The sequence below is a fragment of the Nostoc sp. genome (assembly GCF_036919555.1).
Taxonomy (GTDB): Bacteria; Cyanobacteriota; Cyanobacteriia; order Cyanobacteriales; family Nostocaceae; genus Nostoc.
The window spans coordinates 1-24,540 of record NZ_JBALCS010000080.1 but is presented as its reverse complement, the minus strand read 5'-3'; the positions used below and the strand labels follow the sequence as shown (position 1 = coordinate 24,540).

Annotated in this window: 24 protein-coding genes and 1 pseudogene; 14 read left to right on the top strand and 11 right to left on the bottom strand. The window is 39.8% G+C overall.

All coding sequences use genetic code 11. The features are described 5' to 3' along the window. Nucleotides 1-1,456 precede the first annotated feature (1,456 nt). Together V7K36_RS22305 and V7K36_RS22300 are read left to right on the top strand one after the other, a co-directional pair. Nucleotides 1,457-3,937, top strand: a complete 2,481-nt coding sequence (locus V7K36_RS22305) for a dynamin-like GTPase family protein (RefSeq protein WP_335119379.1) — start codon at nt 1,457-1,459, stop codon at nt 3,935-3,937. Between the two features lie 401 nt (nt 3,938-4,338). Beyond that, the gene (locus V7K36_RS22300; RefSeq protein ID WP_335119378.1) at nt 4,339-5,364 is read left to right on the top strand and encodes a S66 peptidase family protein; all 1,026 of its coding nucleotides are present in this window, start codon (nt 4,339-4,341) and stop codon (nt 5,362-5,364) included. 134 nt (nt 5,365-5,498) lie between these two features. Here V7K36_RS22300 and V7K36_RS22295 read toward each other — a convergent pair whose 3' ends face one another. The 3 genes from V7K36_RS22295 to V7K36_RS22285 all read right to left on the bottom strand — a co-directional run bounded on the left by V7K36_RS22295 (nt 5,499) and on the right by V7K36_RS22285 (nt 7,517). Then, a complete protein-coding gene (locus V7K36_RS22295; protein WP_335119376.1) occupies nt 5,499-6,020 on the bottom strand; it encodes a hypothetical protein in 522 nt (173 codons plus the stop codon). 67 nt (nt 6,021-6,087) lie between these two features. Beyond that, the gene (locus V7K36_RS22290) at nt 6,088-6,525 is read right to left on the bottom strand and encodes a hypothetical protein (protein ID WP_335119374.1); all 438 of its coding nucleotides are present in this window, start codon (nt 6,523-6,525) and stop codon (nt 6,088-6,090) included. Nucleotides 6,526-6,653: 128 nt separating this feature from the next. Beyond that, on the bottom strand, nt 6,654-7,517 hold the full coding sequence (locus V7K36_RS22285) for a DUF2382 domain-containing protein (RefSeq protein WP_335119372.1): 864 nt from the start codon (nt 7,515-7,517) through the stop codon (nt 6,654-6,656). Between the two features lie 680 nt (nt 7,518-8,197). On the opposite strand from V7K36_RS22285, the gene V7K36_RS22280 reads away from it, so the two are divergent. From V7K36_RS22280 to V7K36_RS22265, 4 genes are all read left to right on the top strand, one after another. Further along, a complete protein-coding gene (locus tag V7K36_RS22280; RefSeq protein ID WP_335119370.1) occupies nt 8,198-8,653 on the top strand; it encodes a CAAD domain-containing protein in 456 nt (151 codons plus the stop codon). 129 nt (nt 8,654-8,782) lie between these two features. Continuing rightward, on the top strand, nt 8,783-9,265 hold the full coding sequence (locus V7K36_RS22275; protein WP_334823319.1) for a hypothetical protein: 483 nt from the start codon (nt 8,783-8,785) through the stop codon (nt 9,263-9,265). A gap of 268 nt (nt 9,266-9,533) precedes the next feature. Continuing rightward, nucleotides 9,534-11,024, top strand: a complete 1,491-nt coding sequence (locus tag V7K36_RS22270) for a helix-turn-helix domain-containing protein (protein WP_335119368.1) — start codon at nt 9,534-9,536, stop codon at nt 11,022-11,024. A gap of 213 nt (nt 11,025-11,237) precedes the next feature. Then, on the top strand, nt 11,238-12,863 hold the full coding sequence (locus V7K36_RS22265; protein ID WP_335119366.1) for an NAD(P)/FAD-dependent oxidoreductase: 1,626 nt from the start codon (nt 11,238-11,240) through the stop codon (nt 12,861-12,863). A 404-nt stretch (nt 12,864-13,267) separates the two neighbouring features. On the opposite strand, the gene V7K36_RS22260 is transcribed toward V7K36_RS22265, so the two are convergent. Next, entirely contained in the window at nt 13,268-13,534 is a 267-nt protein-coding gene (locus tag V7K36_RS22260) for a hypothetical protein (RefSeq protein WP_335119364.1), read from the bottom strand. A 402-nt stretch (nt 13,535-13,936) separates the two neighbouring features. Here V7K36_RS22260 and V7K36_RS22255 point away from each other — a divergent pair. The 4 genes and pseudogenes from V7K36_RS22255 to V7K36_RS22240 all read left to right on the top strand — a co-directional run. Then, a pseudogene (locus V7K36_RS22255) lies at nt 13,937-14,077 on the top strand (IS701 family transposase); the annotation flags it as partial. Between the two features lie 342 nt (nt 14,078-14,419). After that, the gene (locus tag V7K36_RS22250; RefSeq protein WP_335119362.1) at nt 14,420-15,046 is read left to right on the top strand and encodes a Uma2 family endonuclease; all 627 of its coding nucleotides are present in this window, start codon (nt 14,420-14,422) and stop codon (nt 15,044-15,046) included. Between the two features lie 212 nt (nt 15,047-15,258). Beyond that, on the top strand, nt 15,259-15,558 hold the full coding sequence (locus tag V7K36_RS22245) for a hypothetical protein (protein WP_335119360.1): 300 nt from the start codon (nt 15,259-15,261) through the stop codon (nt 15,556-15,558). After that, nucleotides 15,545-16,054 carry a hypothetical protein gene (locus V7K36_RS22240; protein WP_335119358.1) on the top strand — a complete coding sequence of 170 codons (510 nt, stop codon included), beginning with the start codon at nt 15,545-15,547 and terminating at the stop codon, nt 16,052-16,054. Before V7K36_RS22245 ends, V7K36_RS22240 begins: the two co-directional genes overlap by 14 nt. A gap of 245 nt (nt 16,055-16,299) precedes the next feature. On the opposite strand, the gene V7K36_RS22235 is transcribed toward V7K36_RS22240, so the two are convergent. From V7K36_RS22235 to hemW, 3 genes are all read right to left on the bottom strand, one after another. After that, a complete protein-coding gene (locus V7K36_RS22235) occupies nt 16,300-17,424 on the bottom strand; it encodes a THUMP domain-containing class I SAM-dependent RNA methyltransferase (protein ID WP_335119356.1) in 1,125 nt (374 codons plus the stop codon). Between the two features lie 402 nt (nt 17,425-17,826). Beyond that, a complete protein-coding gene (locus V7K36_RS22230; RefSeq protein WP_335119354.1) occupies nt 17,827-18,714 on the bottom strand; it encodes a UTP--glucose-1-phosphate uridylyltransferase in 888 nt (295 codons plus the stop codon). 10 nt (nt 18,715-18,724) lie between these two features. Then, on the bottom strand, nt 18,725-19,906 hold the full coding sequence (gene hemW / locus V7K36_RS22225) for a radical SAM family heme chaperone HemW (protein WP_335119352.1): 1,182 nt from the start codon (nt 19,904-19,906) through the stop codon (nt 18,725-18,727). Between the two features lie 252 nt (nt 19,907-20,158). On the opposite strand from hemW, the gene V7K36_RS22220 reads away from it, so the two are divergent. After that, the gene (locus tag V7K36_RS22220; protein WP_334823464.1) at nt 20,159-21,235 is read left to right on the top strand and encodes a PIN/TRAM domain-containing protein; all 1,077 of its coding nucleotides are present in this window, start codon (nt 20,159-20,161) and stop codon (nt 21,233-21,235) included. A 64-nt stretch (nt 21,236-21,299) separates the two neighbouring features. Here the strand turns inward: V7K36_RS22220 and V7K36_RS22215 are convergent, their stop codons facing one another. From V7K36_RS22215 to gloA2, 3 genes are read right to left on the bottom strand one after another with little or no spacing between them, the layout of a single operon-like run. Next, on the bottom strand, nt 21,300-22,082 hold the full coding sequence (locus tag V7K36_RS22215) for an Rpn family recombination-promoting nuclease/putative transposase (RefSeq protein WP_335119350.1): 783 nt from the start codon (nt 22,080-22,082) through the stop codon (nt 21,300-21,302). Further along, nucleotides 22,079-22,492: a GNAT family N-acetyltransferase gene (locus V7K36_RS22210; RefSeq protein WP_335119348.1), complete on the bottom strand. Its 414-nt coding sequence runs from the start codon at nt 22,490-22,492 to the stop codon at nt 22,079-22,081. Before V7K36_RS22210 ends, V7K36_RS22215 begins: the two co-directional genes overlap by 4 nt. Before the next feature lie 55 nt (nt 22,493-22,547). Then, a complete protein-coding gene (gene gloA2 / locus V7K36_RS22205) occupies nt 22,548-22,934 on the bottom strand; it encodes an SMU1112c/YaeR family gloxylase I-like metalloprotein (RefSeq protein ID WP_335119346.1) in 387 nt (128 codons plus the stop codon). Nucleotides 22,935-23,368: 434 nt separating this feature from the next. On the opposite strand from gloA2, the gene V7K36_RS22200 reads away from it, so the two are divergent. Then, complete coding sequence (locus V7K36_RS22200) at nt 23,369-23,485, top strand: DUF433 domain-containing protein (RefSeq protein WP_442948503.1); 117 nt, start codon at nt 23,369-23,371, stop codon at nt 23,483-23,485. 186 nt (nt 23,486-23,671) lie between these two features. Here the strand turns inward: V7K36_RS22200 and V7K36_RS22195 are convergent, their stop codons facing one another. Further along, nucleotides 23,672-23,800 carry a hypothetical protein gene (locus V7K36_RS22195; RefSeq protein WP_335119344.1) on the bottom strand — a complete coding sequence of 43 codons (129 nt, stop codon included), beginning with the start codon at nt 23,798-23,800 and terminating at the stop codon, nt 23,672-23,674. Between the two features lie 28 nt (nt 23,801-23,828). Between V7K36_RS22195 and V7K36_RS22190 the strand changes: the two genes are divergently transcribed. After that, a complete protein-coding gene (locus tag V7K36_RS22190) occupies nt 23,829-24,257 on the top strand; it encodes an MAPEG family protein (RefSeq protein WP_335119342.1) in 429 nt (142 codons plus the stop codon). Next, nucleotides 24,250-24,420 carry a pentapeptide repeat-containing protein gene (locus tag V7K36_RS34250; RefSeq protein ID WP_442948502.1) on the top strand — a complete coding sequence of 57 codons (171 nt, stop codon included), beginning with the start codon at nt 24,250-24,252 and terminating at the stop codon, nt 24,418-24,420. The genes V7K36_RS22190 and V7K36_RS34250 overlap by 8 nt, the downstream gene beginning before the upstream one ends. Nucleotides 24,421-24,540 lie beyond the last annotated feature (120 nt).

Sequence of the window (24,540 nt, the reverse complement as noted above, 5' to 3'; positions counted from 1 at the left end):
AAAGCTAATGCTTATTGCTGACTGGCAATGTTATTAAACAACACCATTCATTTGAGTAAATTCTGTAGGTGGGTTAACCTTTAATTGGGCGTAACCTCAAACGAGTCAAATAGCCCCATTAGCAAGACATTAGCATAATACTTGCCTGTTTATTGCGTGGATTATTGACTTTAAATTTGGGGAATTCATCTTAATTCAGATTCATTCCACTACGTTTAACTTTAGTGGCTTTCCAACTGTACGATTCCGAAAAAATTCTAGCCTATAAAACTGATCGTATTGTTGATCTGCAAGCTTGAATTTGAGATTAGAACCCTGATTAATCGTTACTTGGCTGTTTTTTTGCATTAGTCTCAAACTCTAAAATGGCTAAAAACAAACATGACTCAGTACATTTTATTCAGAATGACAGTAGAACTCCTGATTCAGTCAACTCACTGCTCAGTATTCAACACACATACCTCGGTAACTTCTGAAAATTCAGATTTTAAATATATCTGAGTTACTGGTAACAAAACTTTAAGTTTATTAAGGAACTGTTGTGTGTTAAAACTTTCTAAATTTGCTTGAATTGCCTTTATACTCCTAAATTAAGCTGTTTTAGCTTAAACCAGCAAAAATTTTACTAGTCGGTAACTTAAAAATACAATACAAATCATAACATCAGAATAATATGAATCATAACATTTGTAAAGATATTGAAGTCAATCCACCATGCGAAGTGTACTGGCTAACAAGACATTTTTAAAAAATTATGTCTAGAGATAGATATTTTATACACCCCGCATATCTAAGGCACGTAGCATAAAATGCGGCATTGCATAATAGCAATATGAATTAAGGTCAATTCTTATGCAGTGTCCTAAATGTGGCTCGACACATAACCGTAAGAACGGGAAAAAACAAGGTAAACAAAATCAGTAAAACAAAAAGTTTTTAAGAGAAGACCGATGCCTACGCTAAAGTTTTGTAGTCTATAATACTATTTAATACCCAATCCTTGAATCAGCAGACAGAGAATAGATAATAATTACTTATAGCTGCTTCTCTTGCGGTTCTAGCAATAGGTGGATCTGCGGCAACATCCATAGTTTACTTCTACTTGTGTGTAGATTGTAGCCTAAAAGGAGAGGGGAGTCTGTAGCTTTAGCGATAGGCGCGGTGAGGTATGGGCAATTCAGCGGATATGATATTTGTGCATTAAGTGATATCCCGTAGTAAAAGTGCATCAAATATCTCAGCTATTATACTGAGCCAGCCAGACAAGAAATTTTCATAATATATATAGGACTCATATTTGATTTTTGAAATACGCGTAGGGTGTGTTAGACGAGAGTACGGCACTGTCCGAAGGCTTTGGTGCGTTAGGACTCCGCCGTAACGCACCCTACATATACTTAGATTTTTCAAACATGAAATCGGATTGCTATAGATAAATGTTGTCAGGATGCTAAATATGTCAGATTTACCGCTTCAGTGCCAAAATTTGAAAGAACAGGTTGAGTCGATATTACAACTTTTACAGCAAGAACCAGCGCTACGTTCCCAAGATATTACATCTATACAAACTTCTTTAAGTAAGGCAATTTCTCCCAAGTTTGAGATTGTGTTTGCGGGTGCGTTTAGTGCCGGCAAATCAATGCTAATCAATGCACTATTGGAGAGAGAATTACTGTACAGTGCAGAAGGACACGCTACAGGTACAGAATGCAAAATTGAGTATGCAGAAGTAGATAAAGAACGTGTTGTTTTGACATTTTTAAGTGAAGCAGAGATTCGGGAACAAGCAGTTTATTTGTGTCAGCAGCTAGGATTTAAGACAGTACCTAATATCAACCAAGCTGATGTAATTAACTTGCTACGTCAAGGTTCTGAAGTTATTATTCAGCAAGAGGGTGGTGAGAGTAAATCAGAACGTGCAAAACAGGCGAAGGCGTTAATCTTTTTGCTAGAGGGATATATAGCAAACTGCGATCGCATCAACACGGTTAATAATGCTACATATTCGATGGAGCAATTTAACTTTTTTAACCTCAAGGAAGCTGCTGGATATGCCCATCGTGGTAGTAATAGTGCAGTATTGAAGCGGATAGAATATTACTGTAATCATCCTCTGCTACAAGATGGAAATGTAATTATTGACACGCCGGGTATAGATGCACCAGTAGAAAAAGATGCACAGCTAACTTATGCCAAAATTCAACATTCTGATACTTCGGCGGTGGTATGTGTGCTAAAACCTGCTTCGGCGGGTGACATGACAAAAGAAGAAACAGAACTTTTGGAATTAATGCGGGAGAATGGGGGAGTACGCGATCGCGTCTTCTATATCTTCAATCGGATCGATGAAACTTGGTATAATACCGAACTACGACAACGATTAGATGATTTAATTAGTGGGCAATTTCGCAATCCAAACAAGGTTTATAAAACGAGTGGATTATTAGGCTTTTACGGTAGTCAGATTAAACAGACAACTCAACGAGATAGATTTGGTTTAGATTCTGTTTTTGCAGAGAATCTTAAAGGTTTAGATGGTAAAGAAGAAACACCACAATTTGTCTATGCGTTTAACAACTACTGTGTAAATTCAGGAAAGCTGTCTTCCACTAAATTCCGTGTCTCTGTTAACGCCTTTGAAACCCCAAATGAAAATTATGTGCGGATTATGGGAGATTGGGGAAATGAACTTATAGAAAAGCTAATTCAAGATAGTGGAACTGAGGAATTTCGCACAGCTATTACTCGCTATCTTGCTGAAGAAAAGCGTCCACAATTGTTTAAAAATCTTGCTGATGACTTGGAAGATGTTTGTATTAAACTGAAGAAACATTATCAGAGTGTACAACGTAATTTAGATAGTCAGCCCCAAGAAATTGAGACTATGAAGGCGCAAGAGTTGCAACGCCTAAATCAGCAACTCCAGCAAATTGGTAGAGAATTTAGTGAGCATATTACAGAAGAAGTTAACCAAATAATTAATAATTCCTGTGATGCTTTTGAATCAGATTTTAAGCAATTGCAATCACGAATGATTCGCCGTCTAGATGAGTTACTAGATAGTTTTTCTGTAGCTGATGCTTATCGACGTGCAACTATCAGCCATCCCCGCAACGCTACCGCGCCTTTAATTGCTATTTTAGTAGAGGCATTTTATTACTTAGCAAATCAATTAGAAGATATTTTGATTGTATCTTCTCAACAAGTAGTTGCGAATTATTTCCAGCGATTGATTGAAAGAATTCGCAAGTCAGAATATTATCGCCAGTTGTATCGTTTATTAGATCATGATGGTGGAATTGAACAACAGATCAGAATTTTAGAAAAAGCAGTTACTCAAGCATTGGTGAGTGCAGCTAGTGTAGAGTGCGATCGCTTTGTGCGAGAAAGTCCGAGATTTTATGATGAAGGCACTTTTTCTATATATCAATTTCGCCAGACTTTGTTACAAACTTCTCAAGGTTACGACGCTGAAAGTATCGTGGAAGCAGAGCCAGCAATTAGGCAGTTATTGAAGTTAGATTTTGAGCCAAAAGTTTCTCAAACTATTCGTAAATCTTTCCGTCAAACCATCAACCAAACCCTGAAAACTCAGTTGTTACCAATGGCAGATCAGCAAGCAGATGAAATTTTGCAGCTATACCCACAGGCGCGTGCTTATTTAGAGAAAACATTGGAACAAGAAGCTGAAGAAAAAATTGCGAATAATCGGCGATTATTGAGTGTTGTTGAAGAAAATATGGAAGCATATAATTCAGCAGCTTCTAGTATCAATAGTTGTTTACAGGCGATGCAATTATATGACCATTTTTTGCCTGTAATTGGTAATGCAGATTTTATCTATGCTATCCCTGGTTTATTAGACGCTGATGGTAAATTTGCTACTAATGGATTTGTGATTTCAGATGGGTTAGTTGATGAAGTAGCAGAGGTTTAGTATTAATGTCAGTTAAACCTGACTTTTCACGGTATCTGGAAAACCTCATTTCTATTTCTCTCTCCTAAAAGGCTACGGTGTACACACAAGTCTTTGATGAGGCAATTTACGGTTAAGTCTCATAGCCCCTGAGATACCTCACCCTGGTTTTACCTAGTAAAACCTGTCCCTCTCCTTACTAAGGAGAGGGATTAAAGATAAGACAGGGTGAGATTTTATCTTTTGTTTTGGGTAATTCGATGACTTGTCTGTATACCGTAGCCTAAAAGGAGAAAAACTTTGAATTTTCCCCCTTAGAGCGTCGGGAATCTTGTTGTTGACGAATGATTTACGCTTGCTATAACTACTCTATACAAAACTGGGTATTAGGAAAACAGTCTCTAGTCCCCAACTCAATGGTTATGACTATCAAGCGTCGGCAATTTCTCGCAATCTCTGGATTAGCTACCTTAGTTACCCAGATACCATCACTTAGCGCCCAAGGTAAGCTATCCCCAAACACCATCCGCAAGCCGCCCCGCCTGCAAGTGTGCGATACTGTAGGATTGATTTCTCCTGCGGGTATCGTTGACGCCAAAGACATCGAAGCAGCGCAGAAATCAATTTCACAGTTAGGTTTAAAAGTCAAGCTGGAGAAGCATATTTTAGATCGTTACGGCTATTTAGCGGGTAAAGATACCGATCGCGCTGATGATCTAAACTTGATGTTTAGCGATCGCACCATAAAAGCAATTATTGCCATGCGTGGTGGTTGGGGTTGTAATCGCATTTTACCTCTACTTAACTACTCGCTGATCCGCTCCAATCCGAAAATTCTCATGGGCTACAGCGATATTACTACGTTGTTGTTAGCAATTAATGCCCGTAGTCGGTTGATTACTTTTCATGGGCCAGTTGCCACGTCTACCTGGAATCAGTTTACAGTCGATTACTTCAAGCGCATCCTATTTAATGGTGAAGCGGTGACGATGCAAAATCTCAACCCTAGCGAAGTGCGAGTGGAGATAATCGCACCGGGAAAGGCGAGGGGTAAACTTGTGGGTGGAAACTTATCAGTGCTATCAGCAATGGTAGGTTCACCTTACCTACCTTCCTGGAACAAAAGCATTCTATTTGTGGAAGAAATTGGCGAGGATGTTTACCGTATAGATAGGATGCTGACGCAGTTAAAAACTGCTGGGATACTTAATCAAATTGCTGGCTTTATCTTTGGGCAATGCACTAAATGTAGCCTTGGGGATGAACCGTCATTTACATTAATGCAAGTATTGCAAGACCATATACTTCCTTTAGGTATTCCTGCTTGGTATGGTTCAATGATTGGTCATATTAAAGATAAATTTACTTTGCCAATCGGTGTGGAAGTGGAAATAAATGCTGAACTTGGGACAATACAAATGTTAGAGGCGGCTGTTAGCCTTGTGTGAAGGAGGCAGGAGGTTAGAATATAAAAATAGTGACTCACATTTTATCTAATATGTAGGGGCAATTCATGAATTGCCCCTACGGTAAATCAAGGCTGCGGCCAGACAAAGGCTATGTGTATCAAGTTTGGAAATGCTTACTTATGATGACCAAACCATTTAGAGGCGATCGTTCCTAAAGCTGCTCCTACCACTGGATTACTGAGAAACTTAAGAATCGCTGGTTGTTCAGCCATCACTTCTTGGAAGATGTCAGGATGGCTATGATATGTGAAAGATGCCAGCTTGCTGAGGTCATCTGCACTTATGCGGCTAGGGTTGTGGGTAGAAAGTCCCAAATCTCGCTCCAGATGGCGATCGTCTAGACCTCTTTGCTTTAAGTGCTTGAAAAATGCCCGTGCAACATCATCCCGTTCGTTAGGCTTAATCTGAGCGATCGCCTTCTGCAATTCTGGCTCCATCTGGCTGGGAGGAATGCTGTTATGGTTGAAAGACCGACCAAATAATTGACGGCGTTCTTCATGCGATGAGCGTTGAGCAAAATCATCAAAATTTTGGTATTCCTTGGTTGGGTCAGATGAAACATCATCTAAAGACTCTGTATTACCGTGAGCCAACTCGTTGAGAATTTCGCGTTTATACTTGTCACTGCTACTCATTTTAAATGTCTCCTTTTCTACTTACAATCAGCTGAATTAATTCAGGTTTTCCCAAAAGTTAGAGTCGTTATTTATACTCAACTTGCTGAGATTGCACATCATACTGAGCCGTCAAAATCAGTTTTTTGTCTGGTGCATACATCAAAACTTTTAAGTCTTGATTCGGGAAATTTTGGTGAAAACCTTGGAGTAAGGATTTTGCTAATGGTCGCACTTCGGTCGGACGAACTTGAGGTGCAATCACGACACCTAACTTATTGTTGTCACGTACATAAGCATCCTGGACAATTCCCTTGGCTGTAGCGACAACCCAGTTACCAAAATCTTTACCCTGTACACTGTTACCGCGTGACAACAAGTCATAGTCAGCGCTGTGACTGATTCCAGGCGTTAATTGAGTTGGTTGTTTAGCTTGAACAGTACCACTACAAGCGGCAGTCGTTGTTAGTACTAATACCAAGACTAAAGCTGTTAAAACCCGACGAAACTTTTGAATTATTTTCAATTTAAGCACCTCATCTAAACTAATGACTCTTTTGCAATATCAATCTTCTGAAAGTAATTTTGAGTATAAGTAGGTAGAAAACCCACTTTTACTAACTCAAATGCAATGACCTTTGTAGTTTAAGTAGGTTAACCCCGGTCAGTTTTATTCTCTATTCGAGTTCCATCAGTGTTAACATCTAATTCTTCGCGTCGAATGGTTTCTTCAGCTTCAACGGTTTCTTTGTCTACAACTTTCTGCACTCTGACTTCTTCTCGCAAAAAAGCTTCCTTATGGATGTCTGCAACTTCTTCATAGAGGTCTATATGCGCTACCTCGCCCTCGCCAAAGTCAGTTGCTTCAGCAGACACAACTTTGCCTGTGTCTTGAGAAGTCACTCGCTCAATCACGACTCGCTCTTTTTCCACCGGAACAGCAACTCTTGCAGTTTCGGTTTCAACATGCTTACTAATCGCAACTTCTCCGCTTTTTCGGCGCTGTTTATTAGCAACTAGCCTTTCTTGGTAAAGTTTGAAAGTTTGGTCTTTGTGAGCGCTGACATCATACAGATCCGCTTCATCTGCGTAGGTGTAGTTGTCAGGACTTGGAGTAGTACGACCAACTGTCGATGCTAGCGCAGCTGAACTTTCTACAGATGGTGTACGATATCCTCTACGCACCTGTTCTTCATAGTCGTAGTCAAGTGTTGTATGCTCTTGATATTCAGGTAAATTTTCCGCTTGCTCTCTTGTTATACCAACGACATATACACGGTTTGCTGTAGAGTCAATACGCGATTTTCCTACTGGTAGTAAGACTTTTTTGCCAAAAATCCAAAAGCCGATGTCAACAATTAAATAGCGGAATGCTCCTTGATCGTCTATTACAGCATCATTTACTGTGCCAATCTTCTCATCAGTTCCTTGAACATACACACCCATTCCTTTGATGTCATTGCCTTCAATAGTATTATGGTAATCTGTATCAAATTCACTTATTTTCTGGAGTGGCATTATTTGATTCCTTAAAATTTTGTTGTGTCTTTTTTATAAATTACACAATTTAGTTTATATAAATCTTCTCTCCGAGGATTGACTTCAATCATCTTGATATTTCATCAATAGGAGTAACTAAATATAGTTTCATAACCAAAAAGTATAAGACAAAATCAGGTTTTTAGTATTAATGTATTACTCACGATTAGATTGATTATAACTAAATTTTTATAACTTTTGTGACTAGTTTCTAGCATTTGTGTGACTAGTTTCTAGCAGTAAATTTTAAGTCTAAATTTAGCTAAGTCGCTACATACCATCAAACCTAGCTAGTTTAATATGTTTATTAATACCTTACACTTAAATCAAATATCCTCACATTCTTAAAGATTTATTGCCTTAAGTTGTAATGCTTGCTCTATCACTCTTGTTGAAGACAGAATTTATTCCAAAAGATTGATGATAAGTAAATCTAAAAATGCCTAAATATTATTAAAGTCCTAATAAATTCGCAAACAAATATTTACCTGTGCTGCTAAGGAGCAATAAGGATAAATAATGGACTTAAGTGTACATCAGCGTGATATAGGCGTATTTACTCATCATCGGGATGCAGAACAAGCGCTGCATAAGTTGATAAATTGTGGCTAAGTGTAAACTTTAAAACCGCTCTCATTGCAGAAAATCAGGAGATAATTATGGATACAGAATTACAGGAACAGCAGTATGTCGATGCTGCCTCCCAAAACCAGATAGAAGCACTTAAAGGTTCAGAGTCTGGAAACCTGGCAATGTTACCACCCGCCTCGGAAAATGAAGAACAATGGCAAAAAATTGGTAGACAGATTTCTATATTTTTGGCAAAACTACCTGAGTACATAGGTAGATTCTACCAAGAATACAAACTACCGATTATCAGCTTTGCTTTGCTTGTGATAACGGTTACGGCACTAAGAATTTTTCTAGCGGTACTCAACGCAATAAATGATATTCCACTAGTTTCTCCATTTCTCCAATTAATTGGACTTGGTTACACAATTTGGTTTACTTCCCGCTATTTGCTCAAAGATTCCACTCGGCAAGAATTAACAGCAGAAACTCGCTTGCTTAAAAAACAAATTCTAGGCAGAGAAGAATCACAGACTTTAAGCTAACTAAAGTATAGTGGCGAATACAGTGTATTTGAACTTTCGGTCAAGTAAAACTTGGCTTTTTACTTGACCATTGTATAGAACTGTAGACTCTTATACCAGGTCAGCTAAATTAGCAGGAAAAGAAAATGTATGATCAAGACAAATAGATTAGCTTCGCTGACAACAACAGTATTTCTTTCAACATTGTTAACAGTCCCGCTGCTTAATAGCTGCGGCGGAGGTTCCCAACATGCTGCGCCACCTCCAATTGACGATAGTGTTGGTAGAAATTTAAATAATCGCGCCCCTGTAAATCAACCCCAAGCTAGGAGGGGATTGAGTACAGGGCAGAAAGTGGCAATCTTGGCAGGAGCCGCTGGACTTTACTACCTCTACAATCAGCGAAAGAATGCCCAAGGAACAGGAGCGCAGGGGAAATACTACCTTTCTAAGAATGGGCGTGTTTACTATCGAGATGCTCAACATCGCCCTATTTGGGTAACAGCCCCACAAGAGGGCATTCGTGTTCCACAGGAGGAGGCACAACAATACCGGGACTTTCAAGGATATAATAACAGTCCCACAGGGCGAGACTTAAGGGGTTTGGGTGAAGGTACTGTTCCAAAAAATTAATTTTTGTACATATTATAAATAGATGGCGTTTAACCGTCATTCTATTTTTTAATAGAAACTTTTTTCCATATTTAAACTTAATAATGTTCCTAATACCAATTCTGTTAGGACTTACGCAAAAAGGCAGTGAAAGCCTTGATTTTCCGTAGGAGCAATTCATGTAGACTCAAAACGGCTGAGAGTTATATTCTAGCAAGGTCAAGTAGAAGAAACTCAGCTTTATTTCATCATTGTAAATTACCTACGTGAGCAGCGGATTTTTAGAAAAATGAAACAGTTAGCAAAAACATTATATAGTAAACTTCTGCATCTATTTCACCAGGTAATGGGAATTACCATTTCCGGTAATCGAAAGTCAAAGGAAACTAATGTTGCTCTTGATGAAGAATCTCTAAAAGATCCAACTACTCAATTATCAAAGCAAATTCCTCTTCAAGACAGAGTTAATAAATCTGAGCAAAACTTACTATTAAATGACCAGTATTCAGCAAGAACTCGGCAATTCAAAAAAGCCTCTTTATTTCCTGATAGTAAGACTAATGTTGCTGCCTTGTCGCTAGTTTTGTATGGAGTTGCTGAAGTCTTATCTCAAAAAATGAATCTGTCATGGAAAAGTCAAGTAAATAATACTTTTAGCTACGAAAAAGAAGCTGAAACTGGAAAAGGAAAAATCTTTTACTATGTAACAGATAATCCCGAAACTCCACAACCAGAAACTCTGGCAGAAGAGGCAGCTTTAGTTGTTATAGACCAATTTGATCCAAGGGCGTGTGCTATTCACCTGATTTACTGTGCCTTAGTAGCTAGTCTAGATAAACCTTGGTCAGGCAATTTTGTAATTGATCATAAGCAACTACTTGAATACACAGGGCTTGTTAAACGCAGGGACTTATGCAAGCATGAAAAATTGAGTATTTTGTACGACTTGTTACGGCAACCTGCCCAGGTACTAGCTTGTATTGCATCTCCTAAACAGGGAAAAGTAGGAGCTTTTACTGTTGCTGATTTAAAGATTTGGGACATCAGCATAATACGAGATTTTGAAACAGATAAAGCTGGCAATAACAAGCTAGTGGGTTTAAAGGTGATAGGTCAAGCTGGAGTATGGACAAAATACTTCCTCAATAAATCTAAATATGACTACCACACTGGAATTATTACCAAGAAAACCGTACAGAAACTATTTAGTATTGGTAAACAAAATGCTGGCGCGGCTAGAATGCTAGTTTGGCTAACCTTCCAAATCCAACCGGAATTCCAGGATTGTGTAATGGGCAAGACTCTGATGGAGATTGCCTACGGTGCAGACAAAGTGTCAACAGCAGAGCAAGACAGACAGCTTAGACGGCAAATGGCTGATGATTTGGAAACTGACTTGAAAGTTGTCAAAGAAGCCGGATGGCAAGCAGAACTGGAAACAGGCCCAGCTTGGTTAACAAGCAGCACAAGCGCTAAAAGACCTATAGGTTACTGGAATCAAATACTCAATTCTACATGGCGTTTTCATTTACCAGCAGAAGTACAGGAACGCTTGACCGTGGACTCGAATCAGCTAAGTGCAAACAATATCCAGCCTCTATCAGGTAATGTCATCAGAGAAGCGAGAAAAGCAAAAGGCTGGTCTAGAGCATTTTTCGCTACAACGATGGGGAAAAGCGTTTCCTGGGTTGATGCAGTCGAGACGGGTACACGTCAGGTTTCTCAAAAGGACTTGCCCAAGTTGCTCAGTACACTGGAACTACACCTTAACAGGTATTGATTTCAAGTAAACTTTTCTTGTTTCTCTGAGGTAATTTTTGCTACGTATTATTACTCATTGTAACTACGTCAGGAGGGGGGTTAGGTTTTTCGTGGGTTTTTCCATGACGTGAAAAGTCAGTGTTCATGTAAGGTTTCGGCAGAAGGCAGTATTCGTCCTGCCTCCTGCCTCTGTTGTTAATATTTTGATAGACAGTATGAATTTCTCCTCGCTATGTTACGACTAACTGAAGTAAAGCTCCCGCTTGATCATCCTGAAGATGAGATAAAGACTGCCATCCTCAAAAAGCTGCAAATCACGGACGAAGATTTGATCAGCTATTCCATCTTCAAGCGTAGCTACGATGCCCGTAAGAAAGGAGAGATAAACCTTGTTTATATTCTGGATGTAGAAACGACTCAGGAGATTCATCTACTCAAGCGCCTAAAAAAAGATCCTCATGTAATTGCCACGCCAGACATGAGTTATCGCCCAGTAGCACAAGCACCCAGCAATTTGGCGATTCGCCCTATCATTATTGGTACAGGTCCTTGTGGCTTGTTTGCGGGTTTGATGCTCGCGCAAATGGGCTTCCGTCCAATCATTTTAGAACGTGGCAAAAAAGTTCGCGATCGCACCGTTGATACCTTTGGCTTTTGGAAGAAAAAATCAGACTTCAACCCAGAATCTAATGCCCAGTTTGGCGAAGGTGGTGCGGGTACATTCTCTGATGGCAAACTCTACAGTCAGGTTAAAGATCCTCAGCATTATGGACGCAAGGTGTTGACAGAATTGGTCAATGCGGGAGCCTCACCGGAAATTCTCTATATCAACAAACCACACATCGGCACCTTCAAACTGGTGGGAATCGTCCAAAGTATCCGCGCTCAAATCGAATCCCTCGGCGGTGAAATTCGCTTTGAAAGTCGGGTGGAAGATATTAACATCGAAAATGGACAGGTGCGGGGAATCACCCTCGCCAGTGGGGAATATATTGCCAGCGATTATGTGGTTTTGGCAGTGGGTCACAGCGCCCGTGATACTTTCCAAATGCTATTTAATCGAGGGGTTTACATCGAGGCTAAACCTTTTTCCATCGGCTTTCGGGTCGAACATCCTCAGTCTCTCATCGACCAATGTCGTTTCGGCGCTCAGGCTGGTCATAAGCTTTTAGGTGCTGCCGATTACAAACTAGTTCACCACTGCCAAAATGGTCGCTCCGTCTATAGTTTTTGTATGTGTCCGGGGGGCTTGGTGGTTGCAGCCGCATCAGAGCCGGGGCGACTTGTCACCAATGGGATGAGCCAATACTCTCGGAATGAGCGCAATGCCAATAGTGCGATCGTTGTGGGCATCACCCCCGAAGATTATCCGGGAAATGCCTTGGCGGGAATTGACTTCCAACGGCGCTTAGAAGAACGGGCTTTTGAGTTGGGCGGTGGGACTTATGAAGCTCCAGGGCAGTTGGTGGGAGACTTTCTCAACCATCGTCCCTCTACAGCGTTAGGCACTGTAAAGCCGTCTTATACACCTGGAGTCCATTTGGGTGATTTGAGCGAGAGTTTACCAGATTATGCGATCGCTGCCATCCGTGAAGCACTTCCCGCTTTTGACAAACAAATTAAAGGATTTGCGATGGAGGATGCTGTGTTGACTGGGGTGGAAACCCGCACTTCATCACCGATTCGGATTAAACGCAATGAGGATTATCAGAGTTTGAATACAGTCGGACTTTATCCAGCTGGTGAAGGCGCGGGATACGCAGGGGGAATTCTCTCAGCTGGTATCGATGGTATTAAGGTAGCGGAGGCGGTGGCTTTAAGTATTTTGAGGAATTGGGATCGCAGTCTCAGCATCTGATTTTACAGCTATTTTCAAGTAAATAGACCACACAGTAGTGGCACAGCAATGCTCATTGGTGTCAACTTAGCGTAAAAACCTGCCTAGAACCAGCTTTTAGATTGTCTCGTTCCCAGTCGGAGACTGGGAATGTCTAATGTGAGGCTCCGCCTCCCTTGCTGGCGGCAGAGCCGCCAAGAGCAGCATTTCCAGCCTCTGGCTGGAAACGAAGTTTTAAAGGGGTTTGCGCTTAAGTTGACACCAATGAGCAATGCTGTGCCCTTACGACAGATGTGGTTCAAATACTTGAATTCTGCTGTAAGTTGAGGGGGTTAGGGGATTAGGTCTATATTGCATACCTGTACCTCAAGTGATTGAAAATGACTATATGCAATCGTGTGTCAAACGCGATCGCAGTGGGGAATTTATCCGATTGTTAAAGCTGGTTCTTTACAGAAGTTAAATAAGGCTGACTCAGTTTCTGATTCATCTTCAAATACAGCAGAGATGTACCATTCACAGGGTGAACCATTCGTATATTCAGCCCAAGCAATTGTTGCTGTTTCACCTGATGGAATCCCTGACTCACCCAAAGTAAATAAAGCCCACTCTTCATCATCGACAGATACCCACAACTCTGTAATTGCCAATTCGGTTTTATTGGTAACGGTAAAGGTGAATAGGTCTGACATAAATAGCCTTTTAGGAATAAATAAATTGCAGATTGTCAGTCAACGATTATACTGGCACTTTTTTAAAGCATTTGTGATCTTAACTGTCAAAATCTATGATCAGAGAAGGGCTTAAGTTTTTTTTAGCTCAAGTTAAATTTATCAAAGAGGATTAAAAATCTCACCGACTCATATGAGTCTATTGAGATAGCCAATGCTACACAACAGCTGATTTAAGTCGCGGCTCTCACAAACCCCGACAATACAGCACATCCCCAATGTCACTAAATTTTGAGGCAATGTATTTTTTACTGAGCAGAAGTAATTGAGAGCGATCGCCTTAACGGGACTTAAACAAAAAAGAAAATAAAAATACGGTACAATGCGTTACTATCATAGCTTTCACGTTCAAGTAACTCCAACATGAAAGAGACAACCCCCGCAGCCATGCCCCCGTGTTTTGAAAAATGGTGTAAACGGTTTGATGACGTGTTGACTCATAAAGCTCAAAAAAGAGAGTTTCGGCATTATTTGGGGGGATTATTGGGAGAAAGTGAAAGAAAAATGAGTTGACACGCCAAAAATCCCAGCCTGTTTGCAAGCTTCTCTCAAAATTCTAATGGCAGAATCAACTCTAAACCCAATTCCCCATTAGTCGCCTTAAAACCCTTATGTTGCCTCAAGCAGCGATCGTGATGGAGAAATTCCATTTCCCGGCATTTACCCCAATTGGCGACAGCATCGCCAAACTTTCCGTAAGATAGACAATTTATACAAGTTTGCTATAATAATGAACTTAACGAGTTAACAGACGGCATTAATAAACCTCTGAAAATTAGTAATATTAAAAAGGTTTTAAAATGAAATTTTACTCGGTGCTAGTACGGAAAATTTCAGGATGAAATAATGATTCAATCACTACAAAAACTATTTACCTTTGATGAATATTTAGAGTTTTTAGAAACACAACCGGAAAACATTCGTTATGAATTACACGATGGAGATATTATTCAAATGCCGCCACCATCAGGCAAACATGAGCAAATTGTAGCATTTTTAACAATGATGTTAGGGTATGAGTGTCTTCGTCTTAAACTTTATTACGGTATACCTAAAACCGCCACAGTGAAGCCAGAAAATAAAATGTCTGGGTACTATCCTGATGTTTTATTAATGAATTTTTCTAATTTGGGTAATGAACCATTATGGGAGAAACAATCTATCCTTAGTAAACCAGATTCAATTCCATTAGTGATTGAAGTCGTCAGTACTAACTGGAGAGATGATTATCATAAAAAGTTTGCTGACTATGAAGAAATGGGTATTCAAGAATATTGGATTGTGGATTATGCTGCTTTGGGTAGCAAGGAATTGATAGGCGACCCCAAACAGCCAACAATCACAATTTACTCTTTAAGTGATGAGGGTGAATATCGTGGTAAACAGTTTAGAGGAGACGACCGTATAGAGTCGCCAACATTTCCAGATTTAAATCTAACTGTTGAACAAATTTTTTCAGTGCGTTATTCATAAAATCACTTTTCCTGACATTTTCTTAACAGATGCCTGTATCGTCAACGTCCTCCTGAGATGATAGTTAAGATTTCATGGTATATACGGTTATTGCAAGATCCTTTCACTGGGAAACAAAACCGTAAAATTCCTGAGTTTTTTTTATCAATGAAAACTTAAAGTAATGAAATCCATTACAAAAATTACCAGTTCTAATTTGAAGGATGTTTTTTATGGCTGACTTAGTAATTTACCAATTACCTGATAAAACTGTGCTGAAAAAATTAAACGTAGACATTAAAAATGTTTCAACAATATGGTCAATAGAAAAATTAGATAACAGTGACGACCGTTTTGTAATCTTAAACATTGAAGGTGAGAGTAAAACTATATACGTTAAGAAATATGATGCTTATCTCTGCGAAGCAATATCTGATTATGATTATTCTGCTACAACTAGTTATGTCACAGTTGAAGTTGATATAGAGTGGCGAGGGATATCCAAATGTTTTAACTCAAATGTGGAATATTAATACGTCTACCTTAGTATTTAGTTTCATATCACGTTCTGCTTATTTAAAAGATTTTATTTTTTATGAAAATGAAAAAATAGTTTTATACTGTAATAATAGTACTGGGATTAATGATGGATATAATGAAACATCAGATGAAAACCCTAAATTGACTATCTGGCAAACAGAAACAGGTCAAATTATAGACAAGCATTGGTTTGATTATGAATCATATTCTGACAAAAAAGAATTAGAAAGCCTAATAAAAAATTATTTAAAATCTCATAAAGAACTGGGAGAATTAATAGATTATCAATACCCATTGTTAGATGATACTGATAACAAAAAAGTAGCTATTGAACCTTATTCAACAAAAATAATCTTCCCATCATGCACTAAATATTATGGTGGTGGTACGTACTATAATTTGGCTAAACTTAAAGAATATGAATTTACGGAAAAAGCAACTTGTATTATAGTAAAAATCCCTCTTAAAGAAATAAAATCAAGAAAATGACAGTGATCATAAAACTTTAAAATAAAGGTAACTTTTTTATCTAAAAACAATTATTCACCTAGAGAACAGTGGAGTGAATTCACGCTCTTAACGGTCAAGCCAGAAAACATACGCCGTCTACGCGAGTTGATGAACAATTCCGAAAGCGATAGCGATGACTAGCCAAAAGCCTTTGTAACCATATCTAAAAATTCCCTGTTGTGCGATCGCCTTCATGTAAATCGCAAAATCTGACCGATTCTGTCTTAATACAGCTCATATTTCATTAACTGACAAGGCAGCGCTCCGTTGTACACCGCAATCCGTTGGGATGATTTCAGTCCAATTGATTGAGACAGTTCCTTGTTACCACTCAGCACAAATGCAGTCCAACCTTTGAAGCGTTGTTTTAATACATCGCCCAAAAGTTTATAAAATGCCCCCAAGTCGCTATCTCGTCCTAGCCGTTCGCCATAGGGAGGATTGCAGAATAAAATCCCACTGTCTGCGGGGGCGACAACATCGGCAAGCTCCATTTGAGAAAACCATACATGGTTATCAACGCCGCAGTTTTCAGCATTGTTAATCGCTTGCTCGATTATATTTTCATCGCGATCGCTTCCCCAAATAGGTGCGCTCAGGGTATCCAGTTGGCTGTCCTTAGCTTCTTGGAGCAGCTTTTCTAAAAGGGACAGGTCAAAATCGAGCCAATTTTCAAATCCAAAGCAATCCCGAAACAGCCCTGGTGCTATATTAAGTGCCTTCAAGCTAGCTTCCAGAGGTAAGGTGCCAGACCCACAAAGAGGATCGTAGAACATCTGGTCTGGCTGCCAGCCCGAAAGCTGAATCAGGGCAGCAGCCAGAGATTCTTTTAGAGGGGCTGCTCCAACCGCAGGGCGGTAGCCTCGGCGGTGTAGACTATTTCCAGAACTGTCAAGTTTGACGGTACAAAAATCGCGCTCAATATGAACATTGATCCGCACATCTGGTTCATGAAGCTCTACATTTGAACGCTCGCCCAGATTTTCTTGCTGCTGGTCAACGATCGCATTTTTGATCTGGAGAGATGTGAAGTGGGTGTGATTGAGGCGATCGTTTTTGCCTGTGGTATTCACCGCCAGCGTCATGTCTGGCGTTAAATAGTTTACCCAATCGATGGTCTGGATACCGCGATAGAGATCCTCAGCATCAAGGCATGGAAAGTCATGGATATTCACCAAGATTCGGAACGGCAGCCTAGCCCAGAGATTGACGCGATAAAGTAGGGTGCGATCGCCCTCAAAGGCTACACCACAAAACCCTGGCTCCACGGAATAAGCGCCCAGTTGCTCTAACTCCTGAGCCGCGAGGGTTTCTAATCCGCGAGCAACCGTTGCAAAATACTGATTCATCCTCTAATCCAAAGCATTGTCTTCACTACTGACCCATTGACGCACTTTAGCTTAACTCATATTTTGTAACATTCTCTCTCATTAAGTCTGCGATCATGACCTTAGCAGAGTACAACCAAATTAAGTAACTCAGCATAATAAGCCCCAGAAAAACGAAATTAAGGCTGAGTCAGGACACAGCAAATATTTTTTGAAAGAGATTAATTTCATCAGTTTAAGTACTATCTTAAATCAATTAATCCTGGTAACATCAAGCTGAAATGTTTTCTTGCACTTTGCAATACAACCCATTAAATAATAGGACTTACCCATCAAGTACCAAATGTAGGGGCAATTCATGAATTGCCCCTACGTTGAAATTTATATTTCTTCATATACATTGAATTTTTCTCGCCGACTTACTTATATTTTTCTAAAATCAATCATTGTCTGACGATAAGCATCTGGCAATCCTGTATCAAAACACTTGCCTTTAACAACATATCCTGTCATTCCCTCTTGCTGATGCAATCTCTCAAGACAGGATGTTAACTGAAATTCACCTCCTTCTCGGAAATTTGTATTGATATGTTCTGCCAGAAAGTCAAAAATTTTCGGCGTAAGTAAATACAACCCAAATATACCTAAAAACTTATTTTCTGCCATTCCCTCTACACACAAATGCTGTTTTGCATACTCAATGGTAGGTTTTTCATAGAGTTGTGTAACTGACAAAATCGAGTTTAAATCTTGCCAAACTCCTGTGACACACCCAGCTTTATGAATAATCTCTGCTGACATTGTAGTTAAGCCGACAACGCTTTGATTAACTTGTTCGTAAACATCTAAAAGTTGACTAGCACAAGATTTTTTAGTGTCAGATGTATAAATGTGGTCGCCCAACAATAGCAAAAACGGCTCATCTTGCACCCAATCCTTGGCACAAAATACCGCATGACCATAGCCTAATTGCTCCTCTTGCAATAAAATGGTAATTCTCTTGCCTAAATCTTCGAGATATCGGCTATATTCTTGATTTTGCGGTGAAAGTTTATCTAAAAGTTCTTTTTTGGGTGGATTTTTCAATAAATCTTCAAATATTTCTTGATCATCTGGTTGCACCACGATCGCCACTTCTGCAATTCCAGCACTGATTGCCTCTTCAATAATTGCGAGAATGACAGGTTTTGCCCTACCATCTTGATCAATAATCGGGAAAAGTTCTTTTTTCACAACTTTAGTAGCCGGAAACAAACGAGTGCCAAAACCAGCTACCGGAATCACAGCTTTTCTAACTTTATTTTTCTGCATAAGCAGTTAATCACCCCAACTTTTCAAACAATTCAGCCAACATCACATTAGAAAACAAAAACCCTTGGGGATCAATCAAATGCAACCTTCCCTCTGCAACTTCTACCCAACCTTTATCAAAATAGGATCGCAAACATCTGCAAATTTCCTCTACCTTTTCTTCCCCAAATGCTTCCGCCAACGCCGCCAAACTCACACCCTCCGCCAAACGCAACCCCAACATTAACGTTTCTAACAATACTTCATTTGGGGGAGTCACTTCACAATCAATCACACCGCCAGCTTGTACCCACTGGTAATACTCCCTAGTTTTACGCAAACGAGTGAACCGCTTTCCCTCAACATAACTCGCCGCACCCATCCCAAAGCCATAATAAGGGCGGTTTTCCCAATAAACTCGATTATGCCGACACTGATGACCAGGTTGGGCATAATTGGAAATTTCATAATGCTCATAACCAGCACTAGTTAAAACTTGCTGCCCCATCTGGTACATTTTGACTGTGGCTTCATCCGTAGGCATTGGAGTATCACCAGGTTTGTAGTAACGACCAAAGGCTGTACCTGGCTCGATGGTAAGATCGTAAATGGAAATGTGAGTAGGTACAAGCGCCACCGCTTTTGTTAGAGAATCCTGCCATTGATCCAAAGACTGATGCGGCAACCCAGAAATTAAGTCTAAACTAAATTCGGGAATCTGGATTTGGTGGATTAGTTCCACAGCTGCAAAGATATCTTCAACTGAGTGCGATCGCCCCGCCGTTTGCAATAATTCTGATTGAAAGGCTTGTACACCTAAACTTACCCGGTTCACGCCTGCACTGCGATAGCCTGCTATGTGGGCTAAATCAAAGGTGCCTGGGTCTACTTCCATAGAAATTTCTGCCCTAGAAGCAATACCAAAATGCTTCTCTAGCTCTCCTACTATCCGTTGTAGCTGCTCTATTGATAGCAACGAAGGAGTACCACCACCGAAGAAAATTGTCTTCAGGGGTTGACCAAAGGCTGGTGTAATGGCAATTTCTTGACATAGCACCTCAACATATTGGGAGATCGTACCAGATGTTTCGCCCCGCAAGCGATCGCCGACAACAGACACCGGGAAATCACAATAAAAGCACCGCCGTCTGCAAAAGGGAATATGCACATAAGCAGAACTCGCAATTTCAGAAATACTAAATTTTTGACTCATTTTGATAAAAGTTTTAAGTTAATCCAACTCCGAATTAGAGACAATGAAAATGAGTAGTTTATTTACAAGTTTTTGTCGTTTTACAACGAAACAATGAAAAATATTAAGATATAAAGCCTTTCGTTATAATAATTGCAGATATTGTCAGCCTAAACCCTTAGTCTAAGTCAATATTGATGAGTTTATCTTACCGATGAAATAAAAAATACTTAACTTTATCGGTTAACACAGTTGCAGGAAAACAAGACAACCATGCTTGACGCCATTATTATTTTCTCATTTATCCTCGCAGCGTCGGGAATAGGGTTCTACAGCATTGAACTACTACCCAATGGGGCACTAGATCAGGTAACAAATCTTGAAGCTTTACGCTTAGTTGTTGCCGTCTTTGGCGCTATTATTGGTGGTGCGATCGGGCTGAGTTTCCAGACGACATATCGTCGCCTAGAATCACAAATCAAAGAAATGCCTCTGGAAGTGATCTTAACTCGTGCCATTGGCTTAGTGATTGGGCTATTGCTAGCTAACCTCATGCTAGCCCCACTATTTTTGCTACCTATACCGGCAGATTTTGGATTTATTAAGCCACTAGTGGCAGTTGTTGGCAGTATTATCCTCTCCGTCACTGGGATGAATTTGGCAGATACCCACGGGCGAGGCTTATTGCGGTTCATTAATCCCAACACCGTTGAATCGATGGTAGCGGAAGGGACGCTAAAACCCGCCAATACCAAAGTTTTAGACACCAGTTGCATTATCGATGGTCGCATTGAAGCCCTACTAGAAACAGGCTTTCTGGAAGGGCAAATTATCGTACCACAGTTTGTTTTGCAAGAACTGCAACAAGTAGCCGATGCTAGCAAAGACCAAAAGCGGGTACGGGGAAGGCGGGGACTAGAAATTCTCAACCGCATTAAAGAAGATTACCCCGATCGTATCTTGATCAATGCACTAGATTACGAAGATATTGCCACAGTGGATGCGAAGTTAGTGCGCTTCGCCCAAGAAATTAGCGGCACACTACTAACCAATGACTACAACTTGTCTAAAGTTGCCAGTGTTCAGAAAGTACCTGTTTTAAATGTGAATGATTTAGTGAATGCCGTCCGTCCCAGTTATTTACCTGGTGACAACCTTGATTTAAAAATTCTCAAGGAAGGCAAAGAACCCAGTCAAGGTATTGGCTACCTAGATGACGGCACAATGGTAGTTGTTGAAGAAGGCAGCAATTATGTGGGTGGTGAACTGCGAGTAGTAGTCACCAGTGCTTTGCAAACCACAGCAGGAAGAATGATTTTTGCCAAACCCCAAGCTTCAGCATTGGCGTGAGGGAAATGTCAGGTGCAATTAAATATAAATTGTGCGATCGGTGCAGGTTGACTGCACCGATTATTTATTTGGATTCACCAGACTCAGTTACCTGCAAATACAGTAACTGCTCAATTGATAACCCTGTCAATCTTGCTATCTGTTCTAATGGCATACCAGTATTAAAAAGATTGCTTGCCACTTCAAGTAAAGCTTCAGCTTTGCCTTCAGCTTTGCCTTCTTCTAAAATATCTTGATAAATCACTGACTCGCGCATAATATCTGACCTCAAAACTCGTCTGATAACCTCTTTGTCCAATACTAAACCAGCTAAAATCGCTGTAGAAGCAGCAATATTACTTTGATTTTTGGATTCTGTCATACTATTAATTTCCCGTGCAACTTGCTTAAGCACGGCTTCTCGATCAATTGTACTACTCAAAACCGCAAAGGGTAACAGTCCAGGTGTTCTCAGAAATAATTCGGTTGCTTGTTCCCAAAGTCTGATAACTGAAAATTCATGGCGTGTCCCAGCAATTGTAAATGTATTTTGTTGCACCAAATCTGAATTTGTCTGCTTGAGGTAAATTACGACTTGATGCATTGCTTTGTGTGGAAAACGGCGATATACTCGCAACCGATAGTCAATCATCCGAAAAGGAATTTCAGCATCAACTTGTGTTTGAAATTCCAAATGTAATATACTTTGCTCCGACTGTAGCAGAATTAGGGCATCAGCACGAATGGGTTCTAGAGATAATTCTTTTGGACTTAATTCAGTTAAAGTAATGGGTTCGCCTAATAACCAAGTTGCGAAGTCGCTGGAGAAGTTTTCAGCTAAGAATTTGCAGATATTATCAAAATTCACAGGTATTTTTCCATTATATAGTTTTGAAACCAAACTCCCCGTAGTTCTACTTGCTGTTGCCTGACCACGCTAAATCCCTTGTTTTCAAAAAATGGCTTTGCAGTAATACTCGCTTCTGTATATAGCCGTTTAATTCCTTGTAATTGTGCAGTATCTTTTATATAACTTAAGAGTTTTGAGCCAATACCCTTTCTTTGATATTTGCTATGGCAATAAAAACAAGCAATGTAACCATCGGGTTCTAATTCTCCAAATCCAACTATCTCACCATTATTTTCTGCGATGTAGGAAAGCTTGGCTTGTAATCTTTTGTGCCAAACTTCATAATCCATAGTTTCCGGTGCCCAAGCATTGACTTGTTCCTGAGTATAATCGCAAATATTGATTTCATGAATTCTATCGTAAAACATTTTCATGATCCCTTAGTATCAAATAGTTTATATTTTCTGATAATTATACTGAAACCTAATTTTCATAAATCTCTAATGGCAAATTATCAGGGTCTTTAAAGAAAGTGAATTTCTTACCTGTAATTTCGTCAATTCTGATATTCTCTGTTTCTACACCTTGTGAGTTTAAGTAAAAAACAGTTTCCTCAATATCATCAACTTTAAAAGCAATATGTCTTAAACCACAAGCCTCTGGACTACTAAATCGTTGCGGAGGATTTGGGAAAGAAAATAACTCTATTTGAGCATTTTCTCCAACTCGTAAATCTAATTTGTAAGAATTTCTCTCGGCGCGAAAAGTCTCTTGGATAATCGGAAAGCCTAAAACTTCTACATAAAATTTTTTAGAGCGATCGTAGTCAGAACTAATAATAGCTACATGATGAATACCAGTGGTTTTCATGTGTACTTCTCAAGCTACCAACCATTTACCTTTAGCACTTTTACCATAACTTTACTAGTACACTGTGGCGGAAATTTGCCTAGCTTCGCTCACCTTTAAATTAAAATTAACCTTGACAAATAACAGCATCATATACTTAATAAGACGTCTGAGGATTTTATATCTTCTGAGTTCATCAAACACCTGTGTTGCAGCCTGAGAGATAAAAATGATGGCGATCACTACGCCCAACCCAGGCATCGCATATTTAACTTAAATTCATATTCAATCAGCAAAAAGGCATATTACCTTACCCATGCGAGAACCGCTATAATACCTAAATAATCTTAATCAGGAATTTGCTTATAAAATTGGGCGCAAGTAAGAAACTAAAATAAGCAATGGCATGAAGCAATATACGATTATAATTTTCGCAAGCAGTTAGGGTTACTTCCATGAAATTAGATCGGATCACCAGTAATCCTAATCGCATGAATGGACAACCCTCTATTCGTAATCTTCGCCTTACCGTTCGTCGAGTGATTGAGTTATTAGCTACCTACCCTAATTGAGAAGAACTGCGCCAGGAGTTTCCCGAATTAGAAGATGAAGATATTCAGCAAGCCTTAGAGCATCTGGCGTGTGGGGTGCAATGACTATGGGAATCACAACTAATTACCCGGACATGGTATTACTCATTTTAGTGTTTTCTGCAAGCAAAATGACATTTGACTTACTAAATTCGCTTGTTTACTTGTTTATTTAAGTAATTCACGCATTGATTTTGATGTATCATTGAGTGGAAAGCTAGCGATCGCATTATTATATAGTGCTAATCTTGAGGCAGCTAGAGCAGCAGGCGCTGACTTATGTAGAGCAATATTCATCACTAATGATCAAGTTTGAGAGGTGGAAATGACGCAAGATGCAATCTTCAGCCCCTTCTTTGCGACAGTGTTTCTAACACTTATTGTCTGGGTGTATATGTACATCCGTCGTATCAGTTTCATCACAAGTAGAAACATCAGCCCGAAAGACCTTGCTGTACCTGGCACACTAGCGCAACTTTCGCCACCAAACGTATCCAATCCATCAGATAACCTAAAGAATCTGTTCGAGATTCCGGTACTTTTCTATGCGCTTGTACTATATCTTTTTATCACGAATCAGGTGGATTCGATGTATGTGAATGCTGCATGGGTCTTTGTTGTGTTTCGCGCATTACATAGCGTTGTCCATTGCACATTCAATCTCATCATGCTTCGGTTCTACCTCTACCTATTTGCCACGCTTGCGGTGTGGTTTATTGCGATCCGCGCAGCCTTTATGCACTTTAGTGCGTAAGTATGCTGATCTGAGAAACGCTAATCTTCAAAGTGCTAATCTTGAAAATGCAAACATTAGACCTCTTGCAAAAGTCCCTTACACCCCACCCCCACCTAGTTATCCGATTACCCAAAAGTCCTCTAAAACCTCACTCTGTCCTATCTTTAATCCCTCTCCTTAATAAGGAGAGGGACAGGTTTTACTACGTAACCCAAGTTGCGGGTTATCGACTGATATGAACTTGTGATACTCAATTAATGCGATCGCGTACAAGAAAGTGAGGTTGGTGCGTAGCGCCAAC